The sequence below is a fragment of the Microbacterium sp. SORGH_AS_0505 genome (genome assembly GCF_030818715.1).
Lineage (GTDB): Bacteria > Actinomycetota > Actinomycetes > Actinomycetales > Microbacteriaceae > Microbacterium.
This window is the reverse complement of record NZ_JAUTAT010000001.1, coordinates 2813437-2837757: the sequence shown is the minus strand read 5'-3', so window position 1 is coordinate 2837757 and position 24321 is coordinate 2813437. Positions and strand designations below refer to the sequence as shown.

Here is a 24321-nt window from a genome sequence, read left to right as displayed (position 1 = left end):
TTGTCAGGCGGCCGCCGGACCCCGGACGGCTGCGGTCCGCCGTGGTGTAATGGCAGCACGACAGCCTTTGGAGCTGTGAGGTCTAGGTTCGAGTCCTGGCGGCGGAGCATGACCGAGAACCTCGATTCGCGCCTGGCCGTCGTCATCCTCGCCGCTGGACAGGGCACGCGGATGAAGTCCTCTCTCCCCAAGGTCCTGCACCGCATCGGCGGACGACCTCTTCTCGGTCACGTCCTCGACACCGCACTCGACCTCGGGCCCGCGCACGTCGTGGTCGTCGTGCGCCACGAGCGCGACCAGGTCGCCGACGCCGTGCTGGGCGTCGCGCCCAAGGTCGTCGTGGTCGATCAGGATGAGATCCCCGGCACGGGGCGTGCCGTCGAGGTCGCGCTCGGTGCGCTGACCGGCTTCGACGGGGACGTCCTGGTCCTCAGCGGCGATTGCCCGCTGGCCGACTTCGGCACGCTCGATGCCTTCGTCGCCGAGCACCGTGCAACCCGGGCCGACGCGACGCTCATGACCGCCGTCGTCGACGATCCGACCGGGTACGGCCGCATCATCCGCGAGAGCGACGGCAGCGTCGCCCGCATCGTGGAGCAGAAGGATGCCTCGCCCGACGAGGCCGCCGTCACCGAGGTGAACGCCGGGATGTACGTCTTCGCGGCATCGGCCCTCCGCACGCACCTGCCGCAGCTCGGCACCGACAACGCGCAGAGCGAGAAATACCTCACCGACGTCGTCGCGCTGCTGCGCCGCGCGGAGGGTCGGGGTCGCGGCATCCGTCGCCACCGACGTCACCGTCACGTACGGTGTCAACGACCGCGTCCAGCTGTCCGAGGTGGGCCGACTGCTCAACGCCCGCACCGTCCGCCGTTGGCAGCTCGAAGGGGTCACGATCATCGATCCGGCGACGACGTGGATCGACGTCACGGCGACGCTCGCCCCCGACGTGACGGTGCTGCCGAACACGCACATCCTGCGCGCCACGAGCGTCGCCGAGGGCGCGACCATCGGGCCCGACACGAGCCTGGTCGACTGCGAGGTCGGTGCCGGTGCGACCGTGACGCGCACGGACGCGACCCTCGCCGTCATCGGTGCCGGTGCGACCGTCGGTCCGTTCGCGTATCTGCGCGCGGGAGCCGAACTGGGCGAGCGCGGCAAGGTCGGCACCTTCGTCGAGATCAAGAACTCCGTGATCGGCGAGGGCAGCAAGGTCCCGCACCTGTCCTACATCGGTGACACGACGATCGGACGGGGCGTGAACCTCGGTGCCGGGGCGATCACCGCGAACTACGACGATCTCACCAAGCACCGCACCGAGATCGCAGACGAAGTCCACGCCGGCTCGCACAACGTGTTCGTCGCGCCCGTTAGGATCGGTGAGGGCGCGAAGACGGGTGCAGGAGCCGTGATCCGCAAGGATGTCCCGGCCGGCGCCCTCGCCCTCAGCATCGCCCCCCAGCGGAACATCGCCGGGTGGGTCGAGAACAATCGACCGGGAACGGGAGCGGCAGAAGCCGCCGCTCGCGCCCGGTCCGCACAGGAAGCTGGCGATGGGTCGCAAGAAGCAGCACACGGTTGACCTCGACACCGAGCGCGGAATCGCGCCGGGCCTGGTGGCCAAGACCAAGAAGCGCCTCGTCGTCGCGTCGGGCCGCTCGCACGAGGAGCTGTCGACCGACGTCGCCGCAGCCCTCGGCACCCAGCTGGTGCCCACCGAGCACCGCACCTTCGCCTCGGGCGAGATCCTGACCCGTTTCGAGGTCTCGATCCGCGGCTGCGACTTCTTCCTCATCCAGAGCTTCGGCCCGCCGGTCAACGAGTGGCTCATGGAGACGCTCATCATGCTGGATGCCGCCAAGCGCGCCTCCGCGAAGCGGATCACCGTCGTCGCGCCCTACTTCCCCTACTCGCGTCAGGACAAGAAGGGCCGCGGCCGCGAGCCGATCAGTGCACGCCTTGTGGCAGACCTCTTCAAGACCGCCGGCGCTGACCGGGTCATGAGCGTCGACCTTCACGCGGCCCAGATCCAGGGCTTTTTCGACGGTCCCGTCGACCACCTGTTCGCCAAGCCCGTCCTCCTCGAGTACTTCGAGAACACGCTGTCTCCCGAGGACCGCGCCAAGCTCACGGTCGTCTCGCCCGACACCGGCCGCGTGCGGGTCGCCGACACGTGGTCCGACAGCCTCGGCGCACCGCTCGCCATCATCCACAAGCGCCGCGACCCCAACGTCGCGAACCAGGTCACCGTTAACGAGATCGTCGGTCAGGTAGACGGCCGCGTCTGCCTCCTCGTCGACGACATGATCGACACCGGCGGCACCATCGTCAAGGCGGCCCAGGCACTCAAAGCGAACGGCGCCGAGCGCGTGATCGTCGCGGCGACGCACGCGATCTTCAGCGACCCCGCTACCGAGCGTCTCCAGGACGCGTCGATCGACGAGGTCGTCGTCACGGACACGGTTCCGCTGCCCCCCGAGAAGCGTTTCGAGAGCCTCACGATCCTGCCGATCGCACCGTTGCTCGCGCGCGCCATCCGCGAGGTCTTCGAGGACGGGTCCGTCACGAGCATGTTCGACGGCGCGGCCTGATCTCAGCCCTCCTCCTGGACAGGAATTCGGCTGTCCGTTAACGTCGCGTTCACGGACGGCCGTCGTCCTCAGCCGATGCATAGGCTTCTGCAAGCATCGGCATGTGAGGACTGGCTTTTCTTGAGGTCAACGCCCCGTACCCCAGACCGGGCGGGAACGACACGAGGAGGACCTCTCATGATCCGCACCACCGCCGTACCCCGGCCGATCCGCGTCGGTGCCGCCGCCGCATCCGTTGCAGGGCTCGCCCTGCTCGCCGGCTGCGCCGGCCAGACCACGTCCGAATCCACCGACGCCGGCACGTCGTCGCAGAACCCGTCCGCCTCCGCCGACGCGGGGAGCGGTGCGTCCACCGGCACCTACAAGGACGGCACGTACACCGCCGACGGCACGTACCAGACCCCGGAATCGGTCGAGGAGATCTCGGTCACCCTGACCCTCGCGGACGGCACCGTGACCGACGTCGAGGTGACCGGCGAGCCGAAGGCTCGTGAGACGCGGCAGTACCAGGGCGACTTCATCGGCGGCATCCAGGACGAGGTCGTCGGCAAGAAGCTCGACGATCTGTCGGTCGACAAGGTCGGCGGCTCCTCCCTCACCAGCGGTGGGTTCAACGCCGCGGTCAAGGAGATCCGGACCGAAGCCGCGTCATGACCTCGACCGCCCCCCTCGTCCACTCGTGGACGTTCGAGGCGATCGGAACGGTATGGCGTATCGACGCCGCATCACCCCTCGACGATGGCGTCCGTGATCAGATCACGGACGCCATCGTCGCGTTCGACCTGGAGTGGTCGCGCTTCCGCGCCGAGTCGCTCGTCAGTCGGCTGGGGACGGAGGGCGGGGAGGTGACGGCTCCAGCCGACGCCGTCGCCATGCTCGACGCCTACGATGCTCTCGACACCGCCACTGCCGGGGCCGTGAACCCCCTCGTCGGAGATGCGCTGGCGCGGCGCGGCTACGACGCCGATTACTCGCTCGTCGATCGTGGTGTCGTGTCGGCCCCCAGAAACTGGCGGGACCTTCTCGTGTGGTCTCCCGAGACGCTCTCCCTCGCGGAGCCTGCCTCGATCGACGTCGGAGCGCTCGGCAAGGGCCGTCTCGCGGACATCGTGCTGGAGCTCGTCCCGGCGGGCCCCGCGGTCGTGGATGCCGGCGGCGACATCGCCGTTCGCGCGGCGACGCAGCGGATCGCTCTCGAGCATCCGTACGACGCGTCGCGTGCGATCGGGGTCTGGTCGGTGACGGATGCCGCCCTCTGCGCCTCGGCGGTCAACCGGCGGGCGTGGGGCGACGGTCTCCACCACGTGCTCGACGCCCGCACCGGTCAGCCGGTGCGCCGATACGCGGCCACCTGGGCCGCAGCCTCCGACGCGATGACGGCCGATGCCGTCGCGACCGCGTTGTTCTTCGACGGCGGCCCCCGGTTGGCCGCCGAATGGGGAGCCGAATGGGTGCGAATGGGCACCGACGGCTCCGTCGAATGGTCCCCCCGATGCGAAGCGGAGTTGTTCTCGTGATCTCGTCCCTCAGTGCCGGATGGACGCGCCTCATCGGCGCGCTCGGTCGGCTGTCCATGTACCGCCTGGTCCTGCTGGCGTTGTCGGCTCTCGCCGTCATCGCGCTCGTGCTCTCCTTCACCGGTGCGGTATCGGTCGCCCCGCTCGACCTCGTGGTCTCGTTCGCGGTCCTCGCCGCATCGATCATGGTGGTGGATGCCGTCGCCCAGCGGATCGTCCGCAGGCCGTGGCGCATCGAATCGGCGCTCATCACGGCCCTCATCCTGGTGTTCGTCCTCCGTCCGGGAATCGAACCGATCGCGCTCCTGGGGCTCGCCCTGGCCGGGGCGATCGCGTCGGCGTCGAAGTACATCCTCGCCTGGCAGGGGCGCCACATCTTCAATCCCGCAGCGGTGGGTGCGAGTGCCCTCACGATCATCAGCATCTGGGCGCCGGATCTCGGATTCTCCGCCTGGTGGATCGGCTCTCCCGCGATGACCGTTCCCGTGGTCCTGCTGGGGCTCGCCGTTCTCGTGCGCACCGAGAAGGTGCGCGTGGTGGGTCTGTTCCTCGTCGTCGCGATCGCTGTCGGCCTCGTCCGCACGATCGTGCAGGCGCAGGAAGCGGGCCTCGCCCTCGATCCCGCGATGACGTTCTCGAGCCTCGTCCTGTCGTCGCCGTTCCTGTTCCTCGGCGCGTTCATGCTCTCGGAGCCGCTGACGCTCCCGCCGCGACGGTGGCAGCAGTTCACCGTTGCGGCCGTGGTCGGCATCCTGGCGGGCTGGCCACTCGCGGTCGGCGACATCACCCTCGGCCAGGAGCGCGCCCTGCTCATCGGCAACCTCGTCGCGTTCGTCTTCGCACTCCGGACCGCCGTCCGCCTCACGATCGTCGAGCGCACCGCGGTGACGCCGAGTGTGCGCGAGTACAGCTTCCGCGCGGAGCGGCCGGTGAAGTTCACTCCGGGCCAGTACCTCGAGCTCGAGGTGCCTCATGCGCGACCCGACTCGCGCGGCACGCGGCGCGAGTTCAGCATCCTCTCCTCGCCGGCGGAACTGCCGGTCGTGCGGATCGCGATGCGGGAGGGGTCTCAGTCGAGCTACAAGAAGGCGATCGCGACCGTCGAACCGGGGGACGAGCTGGCCATCACCGGCATCTGGGGCGACTTCGTGCTGCCGCGCAAGACCGAGACGCCCGTCCTCATGGTGGCCGCCGGCATCGGGGTCACGCCGTTCGTTTCGCACCTGCGGCACCTGCGGATGAGCCAGGAACAGCGCGACGTCGTGTTCGTCTACGTGGCATCGGGGAGCGAGGAGCTCGCCTTCCGCGACGACCTCGAAGCCGCCGGCATCCCGGTCATCGTCGTGACCCGTGACGAACCGACGAACCTGCCCGACGGCTGGACGTGGGGCGGCGGGAACCGGCTCGATGCCGAAAGCCTCGTGCGCCACGTTCCCGACATCGACCGGCGACACGCCTTCGTGTCCGGTCCGCCGGCGCTCATCGCCACGTTGACGCCCGCGCTGAACCGCGCGAGGTCCATCACCACGGACGCCTTCAGCGGCTACTGAGCTGCCGGGACCTCGATCAATTCACTCCGGTGGTGGCGTCGGCGGGGGAGTCGGGGCGGGCGGGCAGCCGCACCTCGAACGTGGTCGAGCCGGGCTCGGAGTCCACGACGATCCGGCCGCCGTGTCCGGTGATGATCGCTCTGGCGATCGAGAGCCCGAGTCCGGTACCGCCGGTCTGACGGGCACGCGAGGAGTCCGCCCGGCTGAACCGCTCGAACAGTTCGTTCACGACGGAGGGGTCGATTCCGGGGCCGTCGTCGTGGACCCGCAGGATCGCCTCACCGTCCTGGGTCTCGACGGTCGTCGTGACCCGGGTGCCGGCGGGGGTGTGCAGTCGGGCGTTCGCGAGGAGGTTGGCGGCGACCTGGTGCAGGCGCCCCGCGTCACCGGCGACGATCACCGGGTCGTCGTCGACCTCGAGCACCCAATCGTGATCGGTGCCCGCGACACGGGCGTCCGAGACCGCTTCGACGGCGAGCCGGGTGAGGTCGACGGCGCTGTAGACCAGTTCCGTGCCCTCGTCCAGGCGAGCCAGGAGCAGCAGATCCTCGACGAGCGCCGTCATCCGCAGCGACTGCGCCTGGATGCGCTCCAGGGACTCCTTCGTCGTGTCGGCGATCACCCCGGCGGCGTGAGGGCCGGAGGCCTCCGCCTGACGGATGCCGCGGAGGGAGAGCTCGGAGTATCCGCGGATCGAGGCGAGGGGCGTGCGCAGCTCGTGGCTCGCATCGGCGACGAAGGCCCGCATCCGATCCTCGTTGCGCTGGCGGGCTGCCAGCGAGCTCTCCACGTGATCGAGGAGAGTGTTGAGGGCGTGACCGACCTGTCCGACTTCCGTGTGTGCGTCGGTGTCCTCGTCGGGCACGCGCTCGGTGATCGTGACGGCTCCCTCGGAGAGGGGGAGCGACGCGACACGGGATGCCGTCGCGGCGACCGATCGCAACGGTGCGAGAGCGCGACGGATCAGGAGGGCGATGATCGCTGCGAGGACGAGGAGACCGCCCGTCGTCAGCAGCGCGACCGTGGTGACGATGCGAGCGCTGACGCTCGTCACCTCCGAGGTGGGCAGACCCGTGATGGTCGTGTACGGCCCCGGTTCTTCGTGGACGCGATAGTGGCCGAGGCCGGTGACGGTCGCGTCGGCCCAGCCGTCCTGGTCCGACGGGACGAGCATGATGCGGCTGACATCGAGCGAGCGCACGTTTCCCTCGTCATCGACGTAGGCCGCGGTGATGCCGCTGATGTTGCTGACGACGAGGATCGTGCCCCGCTCCTGACGGCTGCGGCTGAGGATGTCTTCGGCGCGGTTGTTGAGATCGACGTAGATCGAGTCCTGCGCTCGGGTGACTTTCGCGTCGAGGTTCTCCCGCAGGATCGACTCGAGCACCGTCCCCGTGCCGAGCCCGACGGTGATGAGGATCACCGACACGAACGAGACGACGGCGGTGATGAGCCGCGCCTGCAGACTCCAGCGGTGCCGCCGCCGTCGGGGTTTCGTGCTCACTGGCTCGCTTTGATCATGTACCCGACGCCGCGCACGGTGTGGATGAGGGGCTCCTTGCCCGCGTCGATCTTCTTGCGGAGGTAGGAGATGTAGAGCTCGACGACGCTCGAGCGTCCGCCGAAGTCGTAGTTCCAGACGCGATCGAGGATCTGCGCCTTCGACAGCACGCGACGCTGATTGCGCATGAGGTAGCGGAGCAGTTCGAACTCGGTGGCGGTCAGTTCGATCTCGTCGTCGCCGCGGAACACCTCGTGGGAGTCCTCGTTGAGCGTGAGGTCGCCGACGCGGAGGATCGGGTCGGCGGTGTCGGTGGATGCCCCGGCCCGGCGCATCAGCCCGCGCAGGCGTGCCACGACCTCCTCCAGGCTGAACGGCTTCGTGACGTAGTCGTCTCCGCCGGCGGTCAGGCCGGCGACCCGGTCGCTGACCGAGTCCTTCGCGGTGAGGAACAGGACGGGGACGTCGTCCCCGGCCTGGCGCAGACGTTGCAGGACAGCCATGCCGTCGAGGTCGGGCATCATGATGTCGAGCACCATGGCGTCGGGGGCGAACTCGCGCGCCACGTTCAGCGCGTCGAAGCCGGACGCCGCGGTGCGGACCTCCCATCCCTCCATGCGGAGCGCCATCGAGAGCAGATCGGTCAGCATCTGCTCGTCGTCGACGACGAGGACGCGCAGGGGGGAGCCGTCGGGGCGCTGGAGAAGGGGGGCAGGCATCGTCATGTCTCTCATTCTCATGACATTCCTATGCGCACGCTATGCGACGCCTTCGGTCACGCTTCGGATCGCACCGGATGCCGCGGGTTCGGCGGCGAGAGCAGGAATGCCAGGAGGAGCATGAGGCACATACCGATCACCGAGCCGAGGGTATTGGCGACGACGTCCCGCACGTCCGAGACGCGGGTGTCGATGAAGACCGCCTGGAGCACCTCGATCGTGGCGCTCCCGAGGGCGCCGAGGATCGGGGCCGCCCACCATCCCCGCACGCCGAACCACAGGACCGCGATGACCCCGAGGGGGACGAACATCGCCACGTTCGCGCCGAACTCCACCCGGTCGAAGGTGATCCACGCGGTGGAGGGCCGTTCGGCGAACCAGACCAGCAGCCGGTCGAGGGCCGAGCCGATGTCCGATCCGTACGGCGCCGCGCGCAACGTCATCCACGCCACCATCCACGCGTAGAGCGCGGTGAGGATGGCGAGGACGATGCGCGCGGCGACGCGGTGGACGCGGAGCGCCGTGTCGGTGCGACTCAGTGGGTGTCCTCGGCCTCGATCTCACTGCGGTCGCCGGACCACACCGTGTGGAAGGTGCCGTCCTTGTCGATCCGCTTGTACGTGTGTGCGCCGAAGAAGTCGCGCTGCCCCTGGATGAGGGCGGCCGGCAGGCGGTCGGCGCGAAGGCCGTCGTAGTACGCCAGCGACGAGCTGAAGGCGGGAGCCGGGATGCCGGCGGCCGCCGACACGCGGACGATCTCACGCCAGGCATCCTGCGTCCGGCCGAGGGCCTCGACGAAGTAGGGCGCCGTCAGCAGGACGGGCAGGTCGGCCTGCTCGTCGTACGCGTCGGCGATGCGGTTCAGGAACTGCGCACGGATGATGCAGCCGCCGCGCCAGATCTTGCTGACGGCTCCGAGGTCGATGTTCCAGCCGTACTGCGCGGCGCCGGCGCGGATCTCGTCGAAGCCCTGGCTGTAGGCGACGATCTTCGAGGCGTAGAGGGCGAGGCGGACCTGCTCGATGAACGCGTCCGCGTCGGGGACGGTGAAGTCCTCGGAGGACGGTCCGGGGAGCTCGCCCGCGACGTCGCGCTGCTCGCGGTGGCTCGAGAGCGACCGGGCGAAGGTGGCTTCGGCGATGCCGGAGACGGGGACGCCGAGGTCGAGCGCGGTCTGCACCGTCCATGCACCGGTGCCCTTGGCGCCCGCCTGGTCGACGATGACGTCGACGAGGGGCTTGCCGGTGGTGGCATCCGTCTGGCGGAGGACTTCGGCGGTGATCTCGATCAGGTAGGACTCGAGTTCGCCGCGGTTCCATTCGGCGAAGACGTCGGCGATCTCGGCGGGGGACTTGCCGGTGCCGCGGCGGATGAGGTCGTACGCCTCGGCGATCAGCTGCATGTCGGCGTACTCGATGCCGTTGTGCACCATCTTCACGAAGTGACCGGCACCGTCGTGGCCGATGTGGGTGACGCAGGGCTCGCCCTCGGCGACCGCAGCGATCGACTTCAGGATGGGACCGAGCGTGACCCAGGCCTCATCGGGGCCGCCGGGCATGAGGGACGGGCCGTTGAGCGCGCCCTCCTCGCCGCCCGAGACGCCCATGCCGACGAAGTTGTACCCGGCTTCGGAGACCGCCTTCTCGCGGCGGATCGTGTCGGTGAACAGGCTGTTGCCGCCGTCGATGATGATGTCGCCGGGCTCGAACACGCGCATGAGCTCGTCGATGACGGCATCGGTCGGCTTGCCGGCCTTGACCATGATGATCGCGGTGCGCGGCTTCTGCAGCGACGCGGCAAACTCCCCGTACGTGAACGCGGGGACGAACTCGGCCTCGGGGTGGGCCTCGATCAGCTCGTCGGTCTTCGACCGCGACCGGTTGAAGACGGCGACCGTGTTGCCCTCACGGGAGGCGAGGTTGCGGGCGAGGTTCGAACCCATGACCGCGAGGCCCACGACGCCGATGTTGGCGGACCCGGACTCGGTGCCGGTGGACGCCGCCTCCGGGTGGGTGGGGCGGTCGACCTCTTCGGGCTGCGGCGCCCCCTCGTGCTGCTGCGTGGCTTCGTTCGGAGCCTGGTCCTGGTCGTTGGAATGTCCGGTGGAAGAGGGGGACGACGACATGCGTAGCTCCAGGTCTGCGTGGGGTTCGAGCGGGAGGGAGGGGGATGCCGGGAACCGGCTGAGCCCCATCGGTCACTGTATCGGCTGGACCGAAGGGGCGATTCCGTGTTGCGCTATCAGTCCTTGTAGCCGCGGCCCATCGAGAAGAATGCGCCGACGACGCAGACGGCGGTTGCGGCGCTCAGCGCTCCGACGAACCAGAGCAGTGCGTGCGACATCCATCCGTAGTCCATGGGTTCCTCCGTCTTTCGGGCGTGGCGGGACTGACGTTCCATCGTATCCATCGCGCTGATAGACTCGGAGCGAACTTCGGCGAGGGATGCACCGCATCCGTGATCGACGCGGTGAGCAGGCTTCGCGGCTTTCCTCACGCGCATGCGTTCGAGTCGAACCACAGACCACGTCGAGGCCGTATCGGCCCCGATGACAGACGAGGCCGTACCGGCCCCGATTGACTGGGCCGCGAAGGCCCGCAAGGAGAACACTCATGTCGACTGAGACCGACACCAAGGTCGTCGCCGAGCTGCGCGAGCAGTTCGGCAAGGGATTCGCCCGCCGTCTGCGCGCCGCCGGCAAGATCCCCGCCGTCATCTACGGCCACGGCACGGACCCCGTGCACGTCGCCCTGCCCGGCCACCAGGTCTCGCTGCTCATCCGCCGCGCCAACGCGCTGCTCGAGCTCGAGATCGACGGCAAGCAGCAGCTCACGCTCGTCAAGGACGTCCAGAAGGACCCCGTGCACCAGATCATCGAGCACATCGACCTCCTCGTCGTGAAGAAGGGCGAGAAGATCCAGGTCGACGTCCCCGTCTCCGTCACCGGCGAGCCGTTCCCCGGCACCATCGCGAGCCTCGAGTACACCTCGGTCACGCTCGAGGTCGAGGCCACCCACATCCCGCAGAACATCGAGGTCTCGGTCGAGGGCCTCGAGGACGGCACGCACATCACCGCCGGCGAGCTCACGCTGCCCCGCGGCGCGGTGCTGGTGACCGACCCCGAGACCCTCGTCGTCGGTGTCGCGCTCCCGCCGGCCCCCGTCGAGGACGAGGCGGAGGAGTCCGAGGAGGGCGCCGAGGCATCCTCCGACGAGGCTCCCGCCGAGGAATCCGCCGAGTAAGACACCCACGTCCGAAGCCCGTCGCCGCATCCGCTGCGACGGGCTTCGTCGTCGAAAGGACCGCTCATGGCCGACACCTGGCTGATCGTGGGACTCGGTAACCCGGGGCCGCGCTACGAGGCGACCCGTCACAACGTCGGGCAGATGGTGATCGACGAGCTCGCGCGGCGCCGGTCCGAGTCGCTGCGCTCCCACAAGGCGGGGGCGCGCGTGGCGGAGTCGTGGCTGCGGCCGGGCGGCGCGAAGCTCGTGCTCGCGAAGCCGAACTCGTTCATGAACGTCTCGGGCGGCCCGGTCTCGGCGCTCGCGGCGTTCTACTCCGTGCCGCCGGAGCGCGTCGTCGTCGTCCACGACGAGCTCGACATCCCGTTCGACTCGCTCAAGCTCAAGGTCGGCGGCGGGCACGGCGGCCACAACGGCGTCCGCGACGTTGTCAAAGCGCTCGGCACGCCGGACTTCCCCCGCGTGCGCGTCGGGATCGGCCGTCCGCCGGGACGCCAGGACCCGGCCGACTGGGTCCTCGATCCGTTCGGTTCGGCCGAGCGTCAGACGCTGCCGATCATGATCGGGGACGCGGCGGATGCCGTGGAGCTGCTCGTCGGCGAGGGGCTCCTCGCGGCCCAGCAGCGCCACCACGCGCCGCGCGCCTGAGCGGGCAGCGTCCGCGGCGGATCCGATGTCCGATGCGCCGCGTAGACTTCCCCGGTGACAATTCCCGGGATCGTGCGCGCCCTCGAACAGGCTGACAGCTTCCGGGAGGCCCTCGACGGCGCCGCCTCGGACGTGGACTTCTCGGCGGTGACGGGCCTCGACGCCCCGCTCCTCGCTGCTCTCCTCGAGCGGCGCGCCGCGTCGGGACAGCCTCCCGTGCTGCTCCTCGTGGCACCCACCGGGCGCCGCGCCGAGAGCATCGGCGCCGCGGTGCAGTGCCTCCTCCCCGACGCCGCCGTCCGGCACCTGCCCGCATGGGAGACGCTCCCGCACGAGCGCCTCAGTCCCAGCGCCGAGACCGTCGGGCGCCGTCTGAGCGTCCTCCGCGAAGCCGCGGACTGGGATGGTCGCACGCCCCTGGTGGTGACGGCATCCGTCCGCGGTGCGCTGCAGCCGATCGCGGCGGGACTGACGGATGCCGGTGTCGTCCGGCTCGAGCTCGGCTCGCGCGGGCAGGAGCTCGACGACATCGTCCACCGCCTCGTCGACCTCGCCTACCACCGGGTCGACATGGTCTCGCGCCGCGGCGAGTTCGCCGTGCGCGGCGGCATCCTCGACGTCTTCCCGCCGGTCGCCGACCACCCGTACCGCGTCGACTTCTTCGGTGACGAGATCGATCAGATCCGTGCGTTCTCGGTCGCCGACCAGCGCTCGCTGCCCGGTGACGTGCGCGACGTGACCCTGCTCCCGAGCCGCGAACTCCTCCTCACCGACGCCGTCCGCGAACGCGCCGCGGGCCTTCGCGACCGGATGCCGGGGCTCGGCACCATGCTCGAGAAGATGAGCGAGGGCATCCCGGTCGAGGGCATGGAGTCGCTTCTCCCGGCTGTCGCCGACGCGGTGCTGCCGCTCGTGGACTACCTGCCGGAGGGCGCGGCCGTCGCGGTCGTCGACCCCGAACGCGCGGTCACCCGCGCGATGACCCTCTCCGAGACGAACCGCGAGTTCCTCGAAGCCGCGTGGAGCGCGGCGACGGCGGGCGCCGACAGTCCCGTCGACCTCGGTGCCGGGGACTTCCTGACCCTGCCCGAACTGCGCGACGCGGCATCCGCTCGCGGCGGCGTGTGGTGGAGCCTCAGCACCTTCGACTCCGGTGCGGCGGACGCCGCCGAGGAGGGTCTCGTCGAACGGGCGGATGCCGCGGTCCGGATCCCCGCGACCGCCGTGCCGTCCTTCCAGGGCAACGTCGAGGGCGCGAGCGAGCACATCGGCAACCTGCTCGGCGCCGGATGGCGCGTCGTCGTCGCCGCCTCCGGTGCGGGACTCGTCGACCGTTCGCGTGATGTGCTGTCCGAACGCGGGCTCGCGGCGCGGACCGCCGACGCGATCACCGAGGTCCCCGACGCGGGCATCGCCGTGTCGACCGTCGCGACGCTCGAGGCGGGGTTCCTCTTCGCCGATGCGAAACTCGCCGTGTTCACCGAGAGCGACTTCTACGGGCGCACCATCGGCGGCGACAACCGCGTCGTGAAGAAGCTCGCCTCGCGCCGGCGCAACGTCGTCGACCCGCTGCAGCTGACGCCGGGTGACCACGTCGTCCACTCCACCCACGGCATCGGGAAGTTCGTCGAACTCGTTCAGCGCGAGGTGTCGTCGGGCGGACGGAACGCCGTGAAGAGCAAGCGCGAGTACCTCGTCCTTGAGTACGCGCCCTCCAAGCGCGGCCACCCCGGCGACAAGCTGTACGTGCCCACCGACCAGCTCGACCTGCTGTCGCGATACGTCGGCGGCGAGGCGCCGCAGTTGTCGAAGATGGGCGGGTCGGACTGGGCTGCGGCCAAGGGCAAGGCGCGCAAGGCCGTCCGCGACATCGCGGTGGAGCTCGTCAAGCTCTACTCGGCGCGCATGTCGTCGAAGGGCTACGCCTTCGGTCCCGACACGCCCTGGCAGCGCGAGCTCGAAGAGGCCTTCCCTTTCGCCGAGACGCCCGACCAGCTGCAGACGATCGACGAGATCAAGGCCGACATGGAGAAGCCGATCCCGATGGACCGCCTGCTCTCGGGCGACGTCGGCTTCGGCAAGACCGAGGTCGCCGTCCGGGCCGCCTTCAAGGCGATCCAGGAGGGCAAGCAGGTCGCGATGCTCGTCCCGACGACGCTCCTCGCCAAGCAGCACCTCGAGACGTTCTCCGAGCGGTTCGCCGGCTTCCCCGTCAAGGTGCGCCCGCTGTCGCGGTTCCAGACGGCGAAGGAGGCGAAGGACACTCTCGCCGGGCTCGCCGACGGCACGATCGACATGGTCATCGGGACGCACCGCATCCTCACCGAAAAGGTCGTTTTCAAGGACCTCGGCCTCATGATCATCGACGAGGAGCAGCGGTTCGGCGTCGAGCACAAGGACGCCCTGAAGAAGCTCAAGACGAACGTCGACATCCTCGCCATGAGCGCGACCCCCATTCCGCGCACACTCGAGATGGCGGTCACCGGTATCCGCGAGATGTCGACCCTCGCCACGCCGCCGGAGGAGCGGCATCCGATCCTCACCTACGTGGGGCCGCGCAGCGACAAGCAGATCGCCGCGGCCATCCGCCGCGAGTTGCTGCGCGAAGGACAGGTGTTCTTCGTGCACAACCGCGTCTCGTCGATCCAGCGGGTCGCCGCGCAGCTCGCCGAACTCGTCCCCGAGGCTCGCATCGCGGTCGCCCACGGCCAGATGGGCGAGCACGCCCTCGAGCAGGTCGTCGACGACTTCTGGGAGCGCCGGGCAGACGTCCTCGTCTCGACCACCATCATCGAGACCGGCCTCGACATCGCGAACGCGAACACGATGATCATCGACCGCGCCGACAAGTACGGCCTCTCGCAGCTGCACCAGCTGCGCGGCCGCGTCGGTCGTGCCCGCGAGCGTGCGTACGCGTACTTCCTGTACGACGAGAACAAGCCGCTGAGCGAGACCGCCGCCGACCGTCTCGAGACGATCGCGGTCAACAACGACCTGGGGTCGGGCATGCAGGTGGCGCTCAAGGACCTCGAGATCCGCGGTGCCGGAAACCTGCTCGGGGCCGAGCAGGCCGGCCACATCGCCGGCGTCGGTTTCGACCTCTACCTCCGCATGATCGGAGAGGCGGTCGCGACCTTCCGCGGCGAGGACACCGAAGGCCCCACCGAGCTGCGCCTCGAGCTGCCCGTCCAGGCCCGCATCCCCGAGTCGTACATCGACAGCGAGCGGTTGCGTCTGGAGGCCTACCAGAAGCTGTCCGCGGCGGCATCCGTCACGGCGGCGCCCGATGCGATCGACCTCGTCCTCGAAGAGCTCCGTGACCGATACGGCACGCCGCCCGCGGAAGTCGACGGCCTGATCGCGATCGCGCGACTGCGTCGCCGCGCCGCACAGTCGGGGCTCTCCGACGTCGTCGCGATGGGACCGAACCTCCGGATCGCCCCCGCGCACCTCGCGGACTCGATCCGCGTGCGTCTGCAGCGGCTGCACCCGAAATCGAAGGTCGTCTCGGGCGGCGAGGCCATGGTCGTGCCGCTGCCGACCGCCGGGGGAGAGGCGCTCGCGGACACGGACCTCATCGCGTGGACGAGCACGCTGCTCGATCAGATCTTCCCGCTGCCGACGGGCGACGCCACGGCCTGACTCACAGAACGGCCCGAACGAGGAACGCCCCGCCCGACGTCGTGTCGGGGCGGGGCGTTCCTCGTTTCGAGGGTCTCAGCCGGTGTTCTGCAGGCCGGCCGCGACGCCCGACACCGACAGCAGCAGCAGGCGCTGCAGGTCGGGGTCGACCTCGACGGCAGACGAGTCGCGGAGGCCGCGGAGCGCCCGCAGCTGCAGGAGCGACAGGGCGTCGACGTACGGGCTCCGCATCTTCACCGCGCGGCCGAGGACCGGACGGTTGGAGAGGAGTTCGGTCCCGCCGGTGAGCGTCACGACCCAGGCGCGCGTGAGCGCCATCTCGTCGCGGACGAGCGCCGCGAGGTCCTCGCGGTCCCCGAGTTCGAGGTAATGGCGGGCGATGCGGTCGTCGGTCTTCGCCAGGCTCATGGCGACGTTGTCGATGAGGGTGCGGAACAGCGGCCACTGCTCGTACGCCTCGCGGAGCGCATTCTCGTCGCCCACCGCGTCGAGCGCCGTGCCCAGGCCGAACCAGCCGGCCAGGTTGATGCGCGCCTGCGTCCACGCGAACACCCACGGGATGGCGCGGAGGTCCTCGAGGGACTCGACCGACAGTCCGCGACGCGCGGGGCGGGACCCGAGCGCGAGCAGTCCGATCTCCTCCATCGGCGTGACCTGAGCGAACCACGGAGCGAACCCGGGCGCCTTGACGAGGGCGAAGAACCGCTCCCGGGATGCCGCATCCATGACGCGGGCGATGCCGGCGTACCGCTCGGCCGCCGACCGGTTCCGCTCCTCGATCGAGGGTGCCGAGGCGAGCAGCATGGCGCCCGCCACCTGATCGATGTGTCGCATCGCGATCGAGCGGTCGCCGTAGCGGGCGAAGATGACCTCGCCCTGCTCGGTCAGCTTGAATCGGCCGTCGACGGAGTGCGGCGGCTGCGCGAGGATCGCGGAGTTCGCGGGACCGCCGCCGCGCCCGAGCGCACCGCCGCGGCCGTGGAACAGCGTCAGTTCGATGCCCTGTTCGACGGCCCACGCCGAGATCTCGGCCTGGGCCTCGTAGAGCGCGAGGTTCGCGGCAACGGGCCCCACGTCCTTCGACGAGTCGGAGTACCCGAGCATGACCTCGAGCCGCCGGCCGGTCGAGGCGAGGCGCGACGCGAACTGCGGGTGCTCGACGATCTCGGCGAGGATGCCGGGGGCCGCCTGCAGGTCCGCGAACGTCTCGAACAGCGGGATGACGTCGAGCACCGCGGGAGTGCCGCCGGGGCCGACGGCGTGCCGCGCGAGCGTGTGCACGGCGGCGAGATCCTCGGCCGACCGGGTGAAGGACACGATGTAGCGGCCCGCGGCGCGCGGCCCGTAGCGCTCCTGCAGGAACGCGATCGTGCGGAACACCTCGAGGACTTCGTCGGCGAGCTCGGAGCGCGTCGAACCGCCTTCTTCGAGCTCGGCGAGCACTTTCGCGTGCACGGCGGAGTGCTGACGCACCTCGAGCTCGGCCAGGTGGAACCCGAAGGTCTCGACCTGCCAGATGAGCTGCTGCAGGTGGCCGTAGGCCTGACGCGGCGCGCCGGCGTGCACCAGCGCGTCCTGCACGATGCGCAGATCCGCGAGCAGGTGCTCGGGATCGGCGTACGCGAGGTCCGCGTTCCGGGTGCGGGTGGCGGCGATCTTGCGTGCGAGCAGCAGCAGGATGCGGCGGTACGGCTCGTTCGGCGAGCGCTTGGCGATCTCGGCCGCTGCGTCCTCGTCGGCATCCTTCAGCTTCTGCCAGAGGGCGAGCGCGGCGGACGTCGGCGGGGTGGTCGTGGCGTCCAGGGTGAGGGTCCGGCCCACACGGCCCGCGGTCCGCTCGAGACCGAGGAGGACGTGCTCGCTCGCGATGCCGGCGGCTTTGCGGGTCGTCTTGGCCGTCACGAACGGGTTGCCGTCGCGATCGCCGCCGACCCAGGACCCGATGCGGACGAAGGGTTTCACGAGCGGCGGGCGGGCACCGGCATCCTCACCCTGCAGCGCGTCGTCGACGCGGCGGTACACATGCGGGATGGCGGTGTAGAGGGTCTCGTCGAAGACGCCCATGACCGAGCGCACCTCGTCGGTCGGCGAGGGCTTCTCAGCGCGCAGCGGCGCGGTCCGCCACAGGGTGTCGACCTCTTCGAGCATGCGGCGCTCCGCGCGACGACGGTCGGCGCTCTCGGCGTCGGTCGCGTCGCGGTCGGCGAGCAGCTCGGCGAGGCGTCGGATGCTGGAGGACACCGCTCGGCGTCGTGCCTCGGTCGGGTGCGCCGTGAAGACGGGGTGGAACCGGAGGCCCTGAAGGCGCTCGCGGGCGGCGTCCTCACCGATCTCGGATGCCAGGCTCCGGTAGGCCGCGGTGATCGAGTCGCTCGCGTTCTTCTCGTTCCCGCGGCCGCCGCGCTCGCGGAGGATGCGGACACGCTGGTGCTCCTCGGCGAGGTTCACGAGGTGGAAGTAGCACGTGAACGCCCGGGCGACCTCCTCGGCGCGTGCGAGCGTGTAGGACTCGGCGATCGCGGCAGCGCGGGCGAACGCCTCAGGATCGTCGTCGGTGTAGGCCTGGATCGTGGCGATCCGGAGGCGCTCGACGTCCTCGAACAGGCCCGGGGAACCGCTCTCGCGGAGTACTCGGCCCAGGAGCGAGCCGAGAACGCGCACGTCGGCGCGCATCTGTTCCGGGATGTTCTGCTCCGCCTCGTACCGTCCGACGAGGTCGATCGCTTCGGTGTTCGTGAGTTCGTGCACCGTCTCACGCTAGCGGGGGTTCTCGGGGCTTCCTGACACGATGACGCGGTGCGACCGCGTGGGCCCGGGCTCCGTCAGATCGAGATGGCGCCGGTTGCGATCAATGCGACGGCGGCCGCCGCGCCGGCCGCGGCGAGGCCGAAGAGCCCCCACTCGGCGGGCGTGAACACCCGGGCCCTCTGCTCGCGTCGGCCGATCACGTAGAGGATCGTGCCCGGCACGATGATCACCAGGCACAGCAGCAGGTAGGTGAGCCCCGCAGCCCAGAGCAGGTAGGCCGTGTAGATGGTCGCTGCGGCGGAGATGATCAGTTCGCCGGTGCGGCGCGACGCGCCGTCCTGGATCGCGAGCTTCAGCCCGTAGGCCGCTGAGAGGAAGAACGGGATGAGGACAAGCGCGCTCGTGAGCTCGAGGGCGGCGTCGAACGCGTTCTGCGCGAACAGGACGACGACGAGCATGACTTGCGCCAGCACGGTAGAGAGGGTCAGTGCACCGATGGGCGTGTCGTTCTTGTTGGTGCGGCGCAGGAACGCGGGGAGGTCGCCGGCCTGCGCCGCGGACAGAAGGACCTCCGCGGCCATGAGCGTCCACGCGAGGTACGCGCCGAGGACGGCCACGATGAGGGCCACCGCCACGAACACGGCGCCCCAGCCGCCCACGGCCTGCTCGAGCACGCCGCCCATCGAGGGCTGTCGGAGCGTCGCGAGCTCGGCGCGGGGGAGAACGCCGTAGGACACGATCGTCACGGAGGCGAAGACGGCGAGCACACTCACGAATCCGAGGACGGTCGCCCGTCCGACGTCGCTGCGACGGCGGGCGTGACGGGAGTTGACGCTTGCGCCCTCGATGCCGATGAAGACGAAGACCGTGACGAGCATCGTCGCGCGGATCTGCTCGCCGAGACCGGTCATGTCGCCGCCGCCCCAGTTCGCCGCGAAGACGGCGGGGTCGAACACCGTCAGGCAGAGCACCACGAAGACGACGATCGGCAGGACCTTCGCGACCGTCACGATGCGGTTGAGCGAGGCCGCCTGCCGCACGCCGCGGCGGATGAGCAGGAAGAACAGCCAGATCCCGACCGACGAGACGGCCACCGCGAGAAGCGTGTTGCCCTCACCCAGTTCGGGGAAGACGCCGCCGAGGGTGGAGGTGATGAACACCCAGTAGAAGACGTTGCCAACGCACGCACTCGCCCAGTAGCCGAACGCCGAGAAGAAGCCGAGGTAGTTGCCGAAGCCCGCCTTCGCGTAGCTGAAGATCCCCGCATCGAGATCGGGGCGGCGGAGGGCGAGCCGGTGGAAGACGAGCGCGAGCATCAGCATCCCGCCGCCCGCGATCGCCCACGAGATGAGCGCGCCGGCGACACCGGTCGATTCGGCGAAGGTCGAGGGCAGCGAGAACACGCCGGCGCCGATCATCGATCCCACGACGAAGGTCGACAGCGTGAACATCGAGACACGGGTCCCGCCGGCCGCGGGCGTCGCCGTCGAGACGGGGGAGGTCATCGAACCAGGGTACGTCGGCCGTCCCGGATGCCGCGGTCCGGCATCCCTCGTATCGTTGCGGTCATGTCGCAGCCCCTTCCCTCGTCCAGCGACGCTCTTCGTCGCGCCGCCGAGACGATGCACGCCGTCCGCGACCGGTGCGTCTGGACGCAGCGGATCGACCACGACGACCTCGTGCCGTACCTGCAGGAGGAGGCGGCCGAGCTCGTCGACGCCGTCGAGACCGGCACGCGCGCAGACCTGAAGGAGGAACTCGGCGACCTGCTGTGGCAGGTGCTCTTCCACGCCGAGATCGCGTCGCGGGACGATCAGGACCCCTTCGACATCGACGACGTCGCCGATGCGCTCGCCGAGAAGATGATCCGCCGGCATCCGCACGTGTTCGGCGACGCGGTCGCCACGACGCCCGAGGAGGTCCTCGTCCACTGGAACGCGGCGAAGGCGGCTGAGAAGCGGACGCGCACGAGCGTGCTCGACGGGGTCTCGACGCACATGCCCTCCCTTGCGCTCGCGCAGAAGATGCTCGGGAAGGCGTCGCAGGTGGGGGTGACGGGGTCGCCGGCACCGGCGGACCCCGCGGACGAGTCCGAGCTCGGCGACGCGCTCCTCGCCCTCGTCGCCCGTGCCCGTTCGGAGGGGTGGGACGCCGAGCGCGCCCTGCGGCAGCGACTGCGCGCGCTCGCCGACGAGGTGCGCGCGGCCGAGTCCTCCTGAGCGAGCGCCGCGGTCTGGAAGAATGGGGCCGTGCCCTCCGTGAACCCGCCGCGCGGTATGCGCGACTTCCTCCCCGCCGACAAGGCCCGCCGCGAGCGCGTGCTCGCCGTCATCCGTGACCGCTACCGCGCCCACGGCTTCGACGAGATAGAGACGCCCGTCGTCGAGGACTACGAGCGGCTGCACTCGGGGATCGGCGGCGACAACGAGAAGCTCGCCTTCAACGTCCTCCGTCGCGGTCTCGACGCCGACGCGATCCGGGATGCCGCGGACGACCCGGCGGCGCTGTCCGACCTCGGTCTGCGCTACGACCTGACGGTGCCGCTCGCGCGGTTCTACGCGACCAACCGCGCTCAGCTCCCGTCCGTGTTCCGCGCGATCCAGATCGCGCCGGTGTGGCGTGCGGAGCGCCCCCAGAAGGGCCGGTACCGCCAGTTCGTGCAGTGCGACATCGACATCATCGGCGACGCGACGCCGCGCGCCGAGGTGGAGCTCCTGACCGCGAGCCTCGACGTCCTCGACGCGCTCGGCCTCGAGGGGGGCACGATCCGGATCAACGACCGTCGCGCGCTCGACGCGATGCTCGCGGTCTTCGGCTTCGCCGACGCCGACCGCGCGGGCGTCCTCATCACGATCGACAAGCTCGACAAGGTCGGCGCCGACGGCGTCGTCGCCGAACTCCGCGACCGGGGAGCCGACGAGGCCGCCGTCGCCGCGCTGGAGGCGTTCCTGACCCGCCCGCAGACCCGCGAGTATCTGCCGTTCGGTGAGGCGCAGATCCGCAACGCGCTGCCCGACGGGGTCCCTGATGATGTGGTCGCGCACCTGGTCGGGATCGGCGAGGCGGTCGCCGCCGCGCGCGGCGAGACCGACGTGCCACTGCGGTTCGATCCCTTCCTCGTGCGCGGGATGGGCTACTACACCGGCACGATCTACGAGCTCGCCCACCCGTCGGTGTCGTACTCGCTCGGCGGCGGCGGTCGCTACGACGGCATGATCGGCCGGTTCCTCGGGCAGGACGTCCCCGCCGTCGGGTTCTCGATCGGCTTCGAGCGTATCGTCGACCTCGTGGGAGCGGCGGAGGATGCGGCATCCGCTGCCGTCGTCCTCATCGCCGACCGCGACGTCCCGCTCGCGGAACTGGCGACCCATAAGGCGTTCTTCGTCTCGCAGGGTGCCCGTGTGCGCCTCGAGCAGCGCACGAAGAACCTCAAGGGTCTGCTGGAGCGCTCCGCAGCCGACGGGTACACGTCGTTCGCGACCGTGTCGGCCGGCGCGGAATCGTCCTCGCTCCAGACGCGTCCCCTCGGGTGACACGGCAGGGTCCCGCTGCTAGCGTGCGGCCATGACCCTCCACGTCCGAACGGTGCTGCCGAAGAACGGGCCCGCCACCGCGATCGAACTGACCGACGAGCAGGTCGGGGACCTCGGCGGCGGCAAACGCGCCGCAGTCGTCGTCACGATCGACGGGCGTACCGCGCGCCTGCGTCTGGGCGTCATGGGCGGACGCACCCTCATCGGCCTGTCGAAGGCCGCGCGCGCCGAGCTCGGCGTCGAGATCGGTGACGAGGTCGACGCGCAGATCGACCTCGACGGCGAGGAGCGTGCCATCGAGGTCCCGGAAGACCTGGGACGCGCCCTGGATGCCGAGCCGCAGGTCCGCGCCGCCTTCGACGCCCTCGCGCCGTCGAGGCGCAAGGAGATGGTGCGCTCCGTCGTCGAGGCCAAGAAGGCGGAGACCCGCGAGAAGCGGATCGCGTCGGCCGTCGATTCGCTGCGGTCGCCCGGGAGCGTCTGAGGGCTCCTCCGTGACGCGTCGCCCGCCCGATACCGGCGCGTCGGATGCCGTTCACCCTCCCGGTGTGTGCTGTCCGCGTGGCACGGACGACGCGGACCCCCCTCAGACTCACCCTGCTCGCCTCGGGCGGCGCCGTGGCCGGAGCGCTGGCCGTCGGCATCCGTCTAGGGCTCTCGCGCCAAGCAGCGCTCGCGCGGCGACGGATCGGCAAGCCCCTCGGTGAGACTCCGCCCGTGGCCGATCGCGTCTGGCGGTCCGGACTCGGCGGCGAGCCCGTCGACCTGCTGATGCTGGGGGACTCGATCGCCGCGGGACTCGGCGCCCAGCACCGCAAGGAGACCCTCGGCGGCCGGCTCGCGAAGGCGCTCGCGGGGGAGCTCGACCGACCGGTGCGGCTCATGACAGGGGCTGTGGTCGGCGCCGAATCGTCCGACCTGGCGGGTCAGCTCGCCGCGCTGCCGAAGGACTACCGCGCCGACGTCGCGGTGATCATCGTCGGGGGCAACGACGTCACCCACCGCGTTCCGGTCTCCGTGGCGACCGCCCACCTCACGGACGCGGTCCGGCGGCTGCGAGAGATGGGCACCGCCGTCGTCGTGGGGACGTGCCCCGACCTCGGAGCGCTCCGTGCCGTGCCCCAGCCTCTGCGGAGCATCGGCTCGCGTGCCTCGCAGCAGCTCGCCGAGGCGCAGTCCGAGCACGCGCGTTCCGCGGGCGCGGACATCGTGTCGCTGCGCCGGGCCGTTGGACCGTTCTTCCGCATCGATCCCGACGGCATGTTCAGTCTCGACCGATTCCACCCCAGCGCGCTCGGGTACCGGCGGACGGCGGAGGCGCTCCTCCCCGTGGTGAGGGATGCGTTCAGGCGCGCTGACGCCGAAGCCGCAGCATCCGATACCCCAGCCCCACCAGGAGCACCCCGACCCCGACGGGAACAGCCGGCCACGGCAGCGTGACGACGAGCGCGGCGCACCCGGCCGCCCCGACGATCTGCAGGACGCGCGGATAGCGTCGGGCGTCGCCTGTCTGTCGGAAGGCGGCGATGTTGGCTACGAGGTAGTAGAGCAGGACGCCGAAGGACGAGAACCCGATCGCGCCGCGGACGTCCCCCAGGGCGACGATGACGACGACCACCGCGATGACGGCGATCTCCGCATTCCGCGGCACCCGCCACCGCGCATCCACCGTCGCCAGGATCCGCGGGAGGTCGCCCTCCCGAGCCATTGCGAACGAGGTGCGCCCGACCCCGGCTATCAGGGCCAGGAGGGCACCGAGGGATGCCGCCGCCGCACCGATCCGCACGGCCGGCGCAGCGGCATCCCACCCTGCGGCCCGAACGACGTCGACCAGCGGCGCGGAGGACGCCGCGAGCGCGTCGGGCCCCAGGACGCCCAGCGCGACGACGCCGATGAGGGCGTAGACCAGCAGGGCGCCCGAGAAGGCGAAGACGATCGCGCGCGGGATGGTGCGTTCGGGGTCGCGGACCTCCTCACCGAGGGTCGCGATGCGGGCGTACCCCGCGAAGGCGAAGAACAGGATGCCGCCCGCCTGCAGGATTCCGAGAGGTCCTGCTGCGAGGGGGCCGGCGCTCCACCCGCCAGCGGACGGCGCCGCGGAGAACCCCGCCACGGCGACGAGCGCCAGGATCACGAGCACGACCGTGACGAGGATGCGCGCCACCTGGGCGGTGCGGGTGATCCCGAACAGGTTGACGGCGCCGAGGGCGACGGCGGCGAGCGCCGCGAGGGGGCGTTCCCATCCGGGCGGTGCGACGTAGGCGGCGAAGGTGAGGGCCATCGCGGCGCAGCTCGCTGTCTTGCCGATGACGAAGCCCCAGCCCGCGAGGAATCCCCACCACGGACCGAGCTCCGCGCGACCGTACGCGTAGACCCCTCCCGACGTGGGGTGCACGGCGGCGAGCTGTGCTGTCGAGGTCGCGTTTCCGAAGGCGACGACCGCCGCGATCCCGAGCCCGATGAGGAGCCCGCTGCCGGCTGCCTGCGCCGCGGGGCCGAATGCGGCGAACACCCCCGCACCGATCATGGCTCCGAGACCGATGACGACGGCGTCGCCGACACCGAGGCGACGGGACAGGCCGGGGGAGGACACGGCGCGAGAGTACCGGACACGAGCAAACGTTCTG

General features: G+C 70.4%; 18 protein-coding genes, 1 tRNA gene and 1 pseudogene. 13 read left to right on the top strand and 7 right to left on the bottom strand.

Annotated features, from left to right (window positions below; all coding sequences use genetic code 11):
• The first annotated feature begins 35 nt into the window (after positions 1–35).
• The 6 genes and pseudogenes from QE428_RS14180 to QE428_RS14155 all read left to right on the top strand — a co-directional run bounded on the left by QE428_RS14180 (position 36) and on the right by QE428_RS14155 (position 5658).
• Positions 36–107 (top strand) — tRNA-Gln (locus QE428_RS14180).
• Between the two features lies 1 nt (position 108).
• Positions 109–1582: pseudogene (glmU, locus tag QE428_RS14175) on the top strand (bifunctional UDP-N-acetylglucosamine diphosphorylase/glucosamine-1-phosphate N-acetyltransferase GlmU).
• Complete coding sequence (locus QE428_RS14170) at positions 1554–2591, top strand: ribose-phosphate diphosphokinase (protein ID WP_091354730.1); 1038 nt, start codon at positions 1554–1556, stop codon at positions 2589–2591. Before glmU ends, QE428_RS14170 begins: the two are co-directional and overlap by 29 nt.
• Positions 2592–2768: 177 nt before the next feature.
• A complete protein-coding gene (locus QE428_RS14165; protein WP_307470426.1) occupies positions 2769–3245 on the top strand; it encodes an FMN-binding protein in 477 nt (158 codons plus the stop codon).
• Positions 3242–4108 (top strand): FAD:protein FMN transferase, encoded by an 867-nt coding sequence (locus QE428_RS14160; protein WP_307470424.1) that lies wholly within the window; start codon positions 3242–3244, stop codon positions 4106–4108. Before QE428_RS14165 ends, QE428_RS14160 begins: the two co-directional genes overlap by 4 nt.
• On the top strand, positions 4084–5658 hold the full coding sequence (locus tag QE428_RS14155; protein ID WP_307470422.1) for an FAD-dependent oxidoreductase: 1575 nt from the start codon (positions 4084–4086) through the stop codon (positions 5656–5658). The genes QE428_RS14160 and QE428_RS14155 overlap by 25 nt, the downstream gene beginning before the upstream one ends.
• Before the next feature lie 16 nt (positions 5659–5674).
• On the opposite strand, the gene QE428_RS14150 is transcribed toward QE428_RS14155, so the two are convergent.
• Genes QE428_RS14150 through gndA form a run of 4 tightly spaced genes read right to left on the bottom strand, consistent with a single transcriptional unit; the run spans position 5675 to position 10003 of the window.
• Positions 5675–7162 (bottom strand): cell wall metabolism sensor histidine kinase WalK, encoded by a 1488-nt coding sequence (locus QE428_RS14150; RefSeq protein ID WP_307470420.1) that lies wholly within the window; start codon positions 7160–7162, stop codon positions 5675–5677.
• Positions 7159–7884 (bottom strand): response regulator transcription factor, encoded by a 726-nt coding sequence (locus tag QE428_RS14145; protein WP_133399886.1) that lies wholly within the window; start codon positions 7882–7884, stop codon positions 7159–7161. Before QE428_RS14145 ends, QE428_RS14150 begins: the two co-directional genes overlap by 4 nt.
• 50 nt (positions 7885–7934) lie before the next feature.
• Positions 7935–8357: a VanZ family protein gene (locus QE428_RS14140; protein ID WP_373457723.1), complete on the bottom strand. Its 423-nt coding sequence runs from the start codon at positions 8355–8357 to the stop codon at positions 7935–7937.
• A 56-nt stretch (positions 8358–8413) separates the two neighbouring features.
• A complete protein-coding gene (gene gndA / locus QE428_RS14135) occupies positions 8414–10003 on the bottom strand; it encodes an NADP-dependent phosphogluconate dehydrogenase (protein WP_307470416.1) in 1590 nt (529 codons plus the stop codon).
• A 487-nt stretch (positions 10004–10490) separates the two neighbouring features.
• Between gndA and QE428_RS14130 the strand changes: the two genes are divergently transcribed.
• From QE428_RS14130 to mfd, 3 genes are all read left to right on the top strand, one after another.
• Positions 10491–11120: a 50S ribosomal protein L25/general stress protein Ctc gene (locus QE428_RS14130; protein WP_307470414.1), complete on the top strand. Its 630-nt coding sequence runs from the start codon at positions 10491–10493 to the stop codon at positions 11118–11120.
• Between the two features lie 66 nt (positions 11121–11186).
• Positions 11187–11771 carry an aminoacyl-tRNA hydrolase gene (gene pth, locus QE428_RS14125; protein ID WP_307470412.1) on the top strand — a complete coding sequence of 195 codons (585 nt, stop codon included), beginning with the start codon at positions 11187–11189 and terminating at the stop codon, positions 11769–11771.
• A 54-nt stretch (positions 11772–11825) separates the two neighbouring features.
• Positions 11826–15413 (top strand): transcription-repair coupling factor, encoded by a 3588-nt coding sequence (mfd, locus tag QE428_RS14120; RefSeq protein WP_307470410.1) that lies wholly within the window; start codon positions 11826–11828, stop codon positions 15411–15413.
• Between the two features lie 75 nt (positions 15414–15488).
• Here the strand turns inward: mfd and QE428_RS14115 are convergent, their stop codons facing one another.
• Both QE428_RS14115 and QE428_RS14110 read right to left on the bottom strand, forming a co-directional pair.
• Positions 15489–18161, bottom strand: a complete 2673-nt coding sequence (locus QE428_RS14115; RefSeq protein ID WP_307470408.1) for a phosphoenolpyruvate carboxylase — start codon at positions 18159–18161, stop codon at positions 15489–15491.
• A 74-nt stretch (positions 18162–18235) separates the two neighbouring features.
• Complete coding sequence (locus QE428_RS14110) at positions 18236–19666, bottom strand: basic amino acid/polyamine antiporter (RefSeq protein WP_307470406.1); 1431 nt, start codon at positions 19664–19666, stop codon at positions 18236–18238.
• 63 nt (positions 19667–19729) lie between these two features.
• Here QE428_RS14110 and QE428_RS14105 point away from each other — a divergent pair, with 63 nt between their 5' ends.
• From QE428_RS14105 to QE428_RS14090, 4 genes are all read left to right on the top strand, one after another.
• On the top strand, positions 19730–20380 hold the full coding sequence (locus tag QE428_RS14105; protein WP_307470405.1) for a MazG family protein: 651 nt from the start codon (positions 19730–19732) through the stop codon (positions 20378–20380).
• Between the two features lie 57 nt (positions 20381–20437).
• On the top strand, positions 20438–21694 hold the full coding sequence (hisS, locus tag QE428_RS14100; protein ID WP_307470779.1) for a histidine--tRNA ligase: 1257 nt from the start codon (positions 20438–20440) through the stop codon (positions 21692–21694).
• Between the two features lie 31 nt (positions 21695–21725).
• Positions 21726–22178: a YdeI/OmpD-associated family protein gene (locus QE428_RS14095; RefSeq protein WP_307470403.1), complete on the top strand. Its 453-nt coding sequence runs from the start codon at positions 21726–21728 to the stop codon at positions 22176–22178.
• Between the two features lie 77 nt (positions 22179–22255).
• The gene (locus QE428_RS14090; protein WP_307470401.1) at positions 22256–23134 is read left to right on the top strand and encodes an SGNH/GDSL hydrolase family protein; all 879 of its coding nucleotides are present in this window, start codon (positions 22256–22258) and stop codon (positions 23132–23134) included.
• Here the strand turns inward: QE428_RS14090 and QE428_RS14085 are convergent.
• Positions 23040–24287: an APC family permease gene (locus QE428_RS14085; RefSeq protein ID WP_307470400.1), complete on the bottom strand. Its 1248-nt coding sequence runs from the start codon at positions 24285–24287 to the stop codon at positions 23040–23042. The genes QE428_RS14090 and QE428_RS14085 overlap by 95 nt on opposite strands.
• Positions 24288–24321 lie beyond the last annotated feature (34 nt).

Excerpts from the sequence above, each read along its gene's own strand:
- QE428_RS14095 (WP_307470403.1), top strand. The coding sequence starts at position 21,726 with ATGACCCTCCACGTCCGAACGGTGCTGCCGAAGAACGGGCCCGCCACC.
- QE428_RS14170 (WP_091354730.1), top strand. The coding sequence starts at position 1,554 with ATGGGTCGCAAGAAGCAGCACACGGTTGACCTCGACACCGAGCGCGGA.
- pth (WP_307470412.1), top strand. The coding sequence starts at position 11,187 with ATGGCCGACACCTGGCTGATCGTGGGACTCGGTAACCCGGGGCCGCGC.
- QE428_RS14110 (WP_307470406.1), bottom strand. The coding sequence starts at position 19,666 with ATGACCTCCCCCGTCTCGACGGCGACGCCCGCGGCCGGCGGGACCCGT.
- QE428_RS14145 (WP_133399886.1), bottom strand. The coding sequence starts at position 7,884 with ATGACGATGCCTGCCCCCCTTCTCCAGCGCCCCGACGGCTCCCCCCTG.
- QE428_RS14130 (WP_307470414.1), top strand. The coding sequence starts at position 10,491 with ATGTCGACTGAGACCGACACCAAGGTCGTCGCCGAGCTGCGCGAGCAG.
- QE428_RS14160 (WP_307470424.1), top strand. The coding sequence starts at position 3,242 with ATGACCTCGACCGCCCCCCTCGTCCACTCGTGGACGTTCGAGGCGATC.
- QE428_RS14105 (WP_307470405.1), top strand. The coding sequence starts at position 19,730 with ATGTCGCAGCCCCTTCCCTCGTCCAGCGACGCTCTTCGTCGCGCCGCC.
- gndA (WP_307470416.1), bottom strand. The coding sequence starts at position 10,003 with ATGTCGTCGTCCCCCTCTTCCACCGGACATTCCAACGACCAGGACCAG.
- QE428_RS14155 (WP_307470422.1), top strand. The coding sequence starts at position 4,084 with ATGCGAAGCGGAGTTGTTCTCGTGATCTCGTCCCTCAGTGCCGGATGG.
- QE428_RS14165 (WP_307470426.1), top strand. The coding sequence starts at position 2,769 with ATGATCCGCACCACCGCCGTACCCCGGCCGATCCGCGTCGGTGCCGCC.
- hisS (WP_307470779.1), top strand. The coding sequence starts at position 20,438 with ATGCGCGACTTCCTCCCCGCCGACAAGGCCCGCCGCGAGCGCGTGCTC.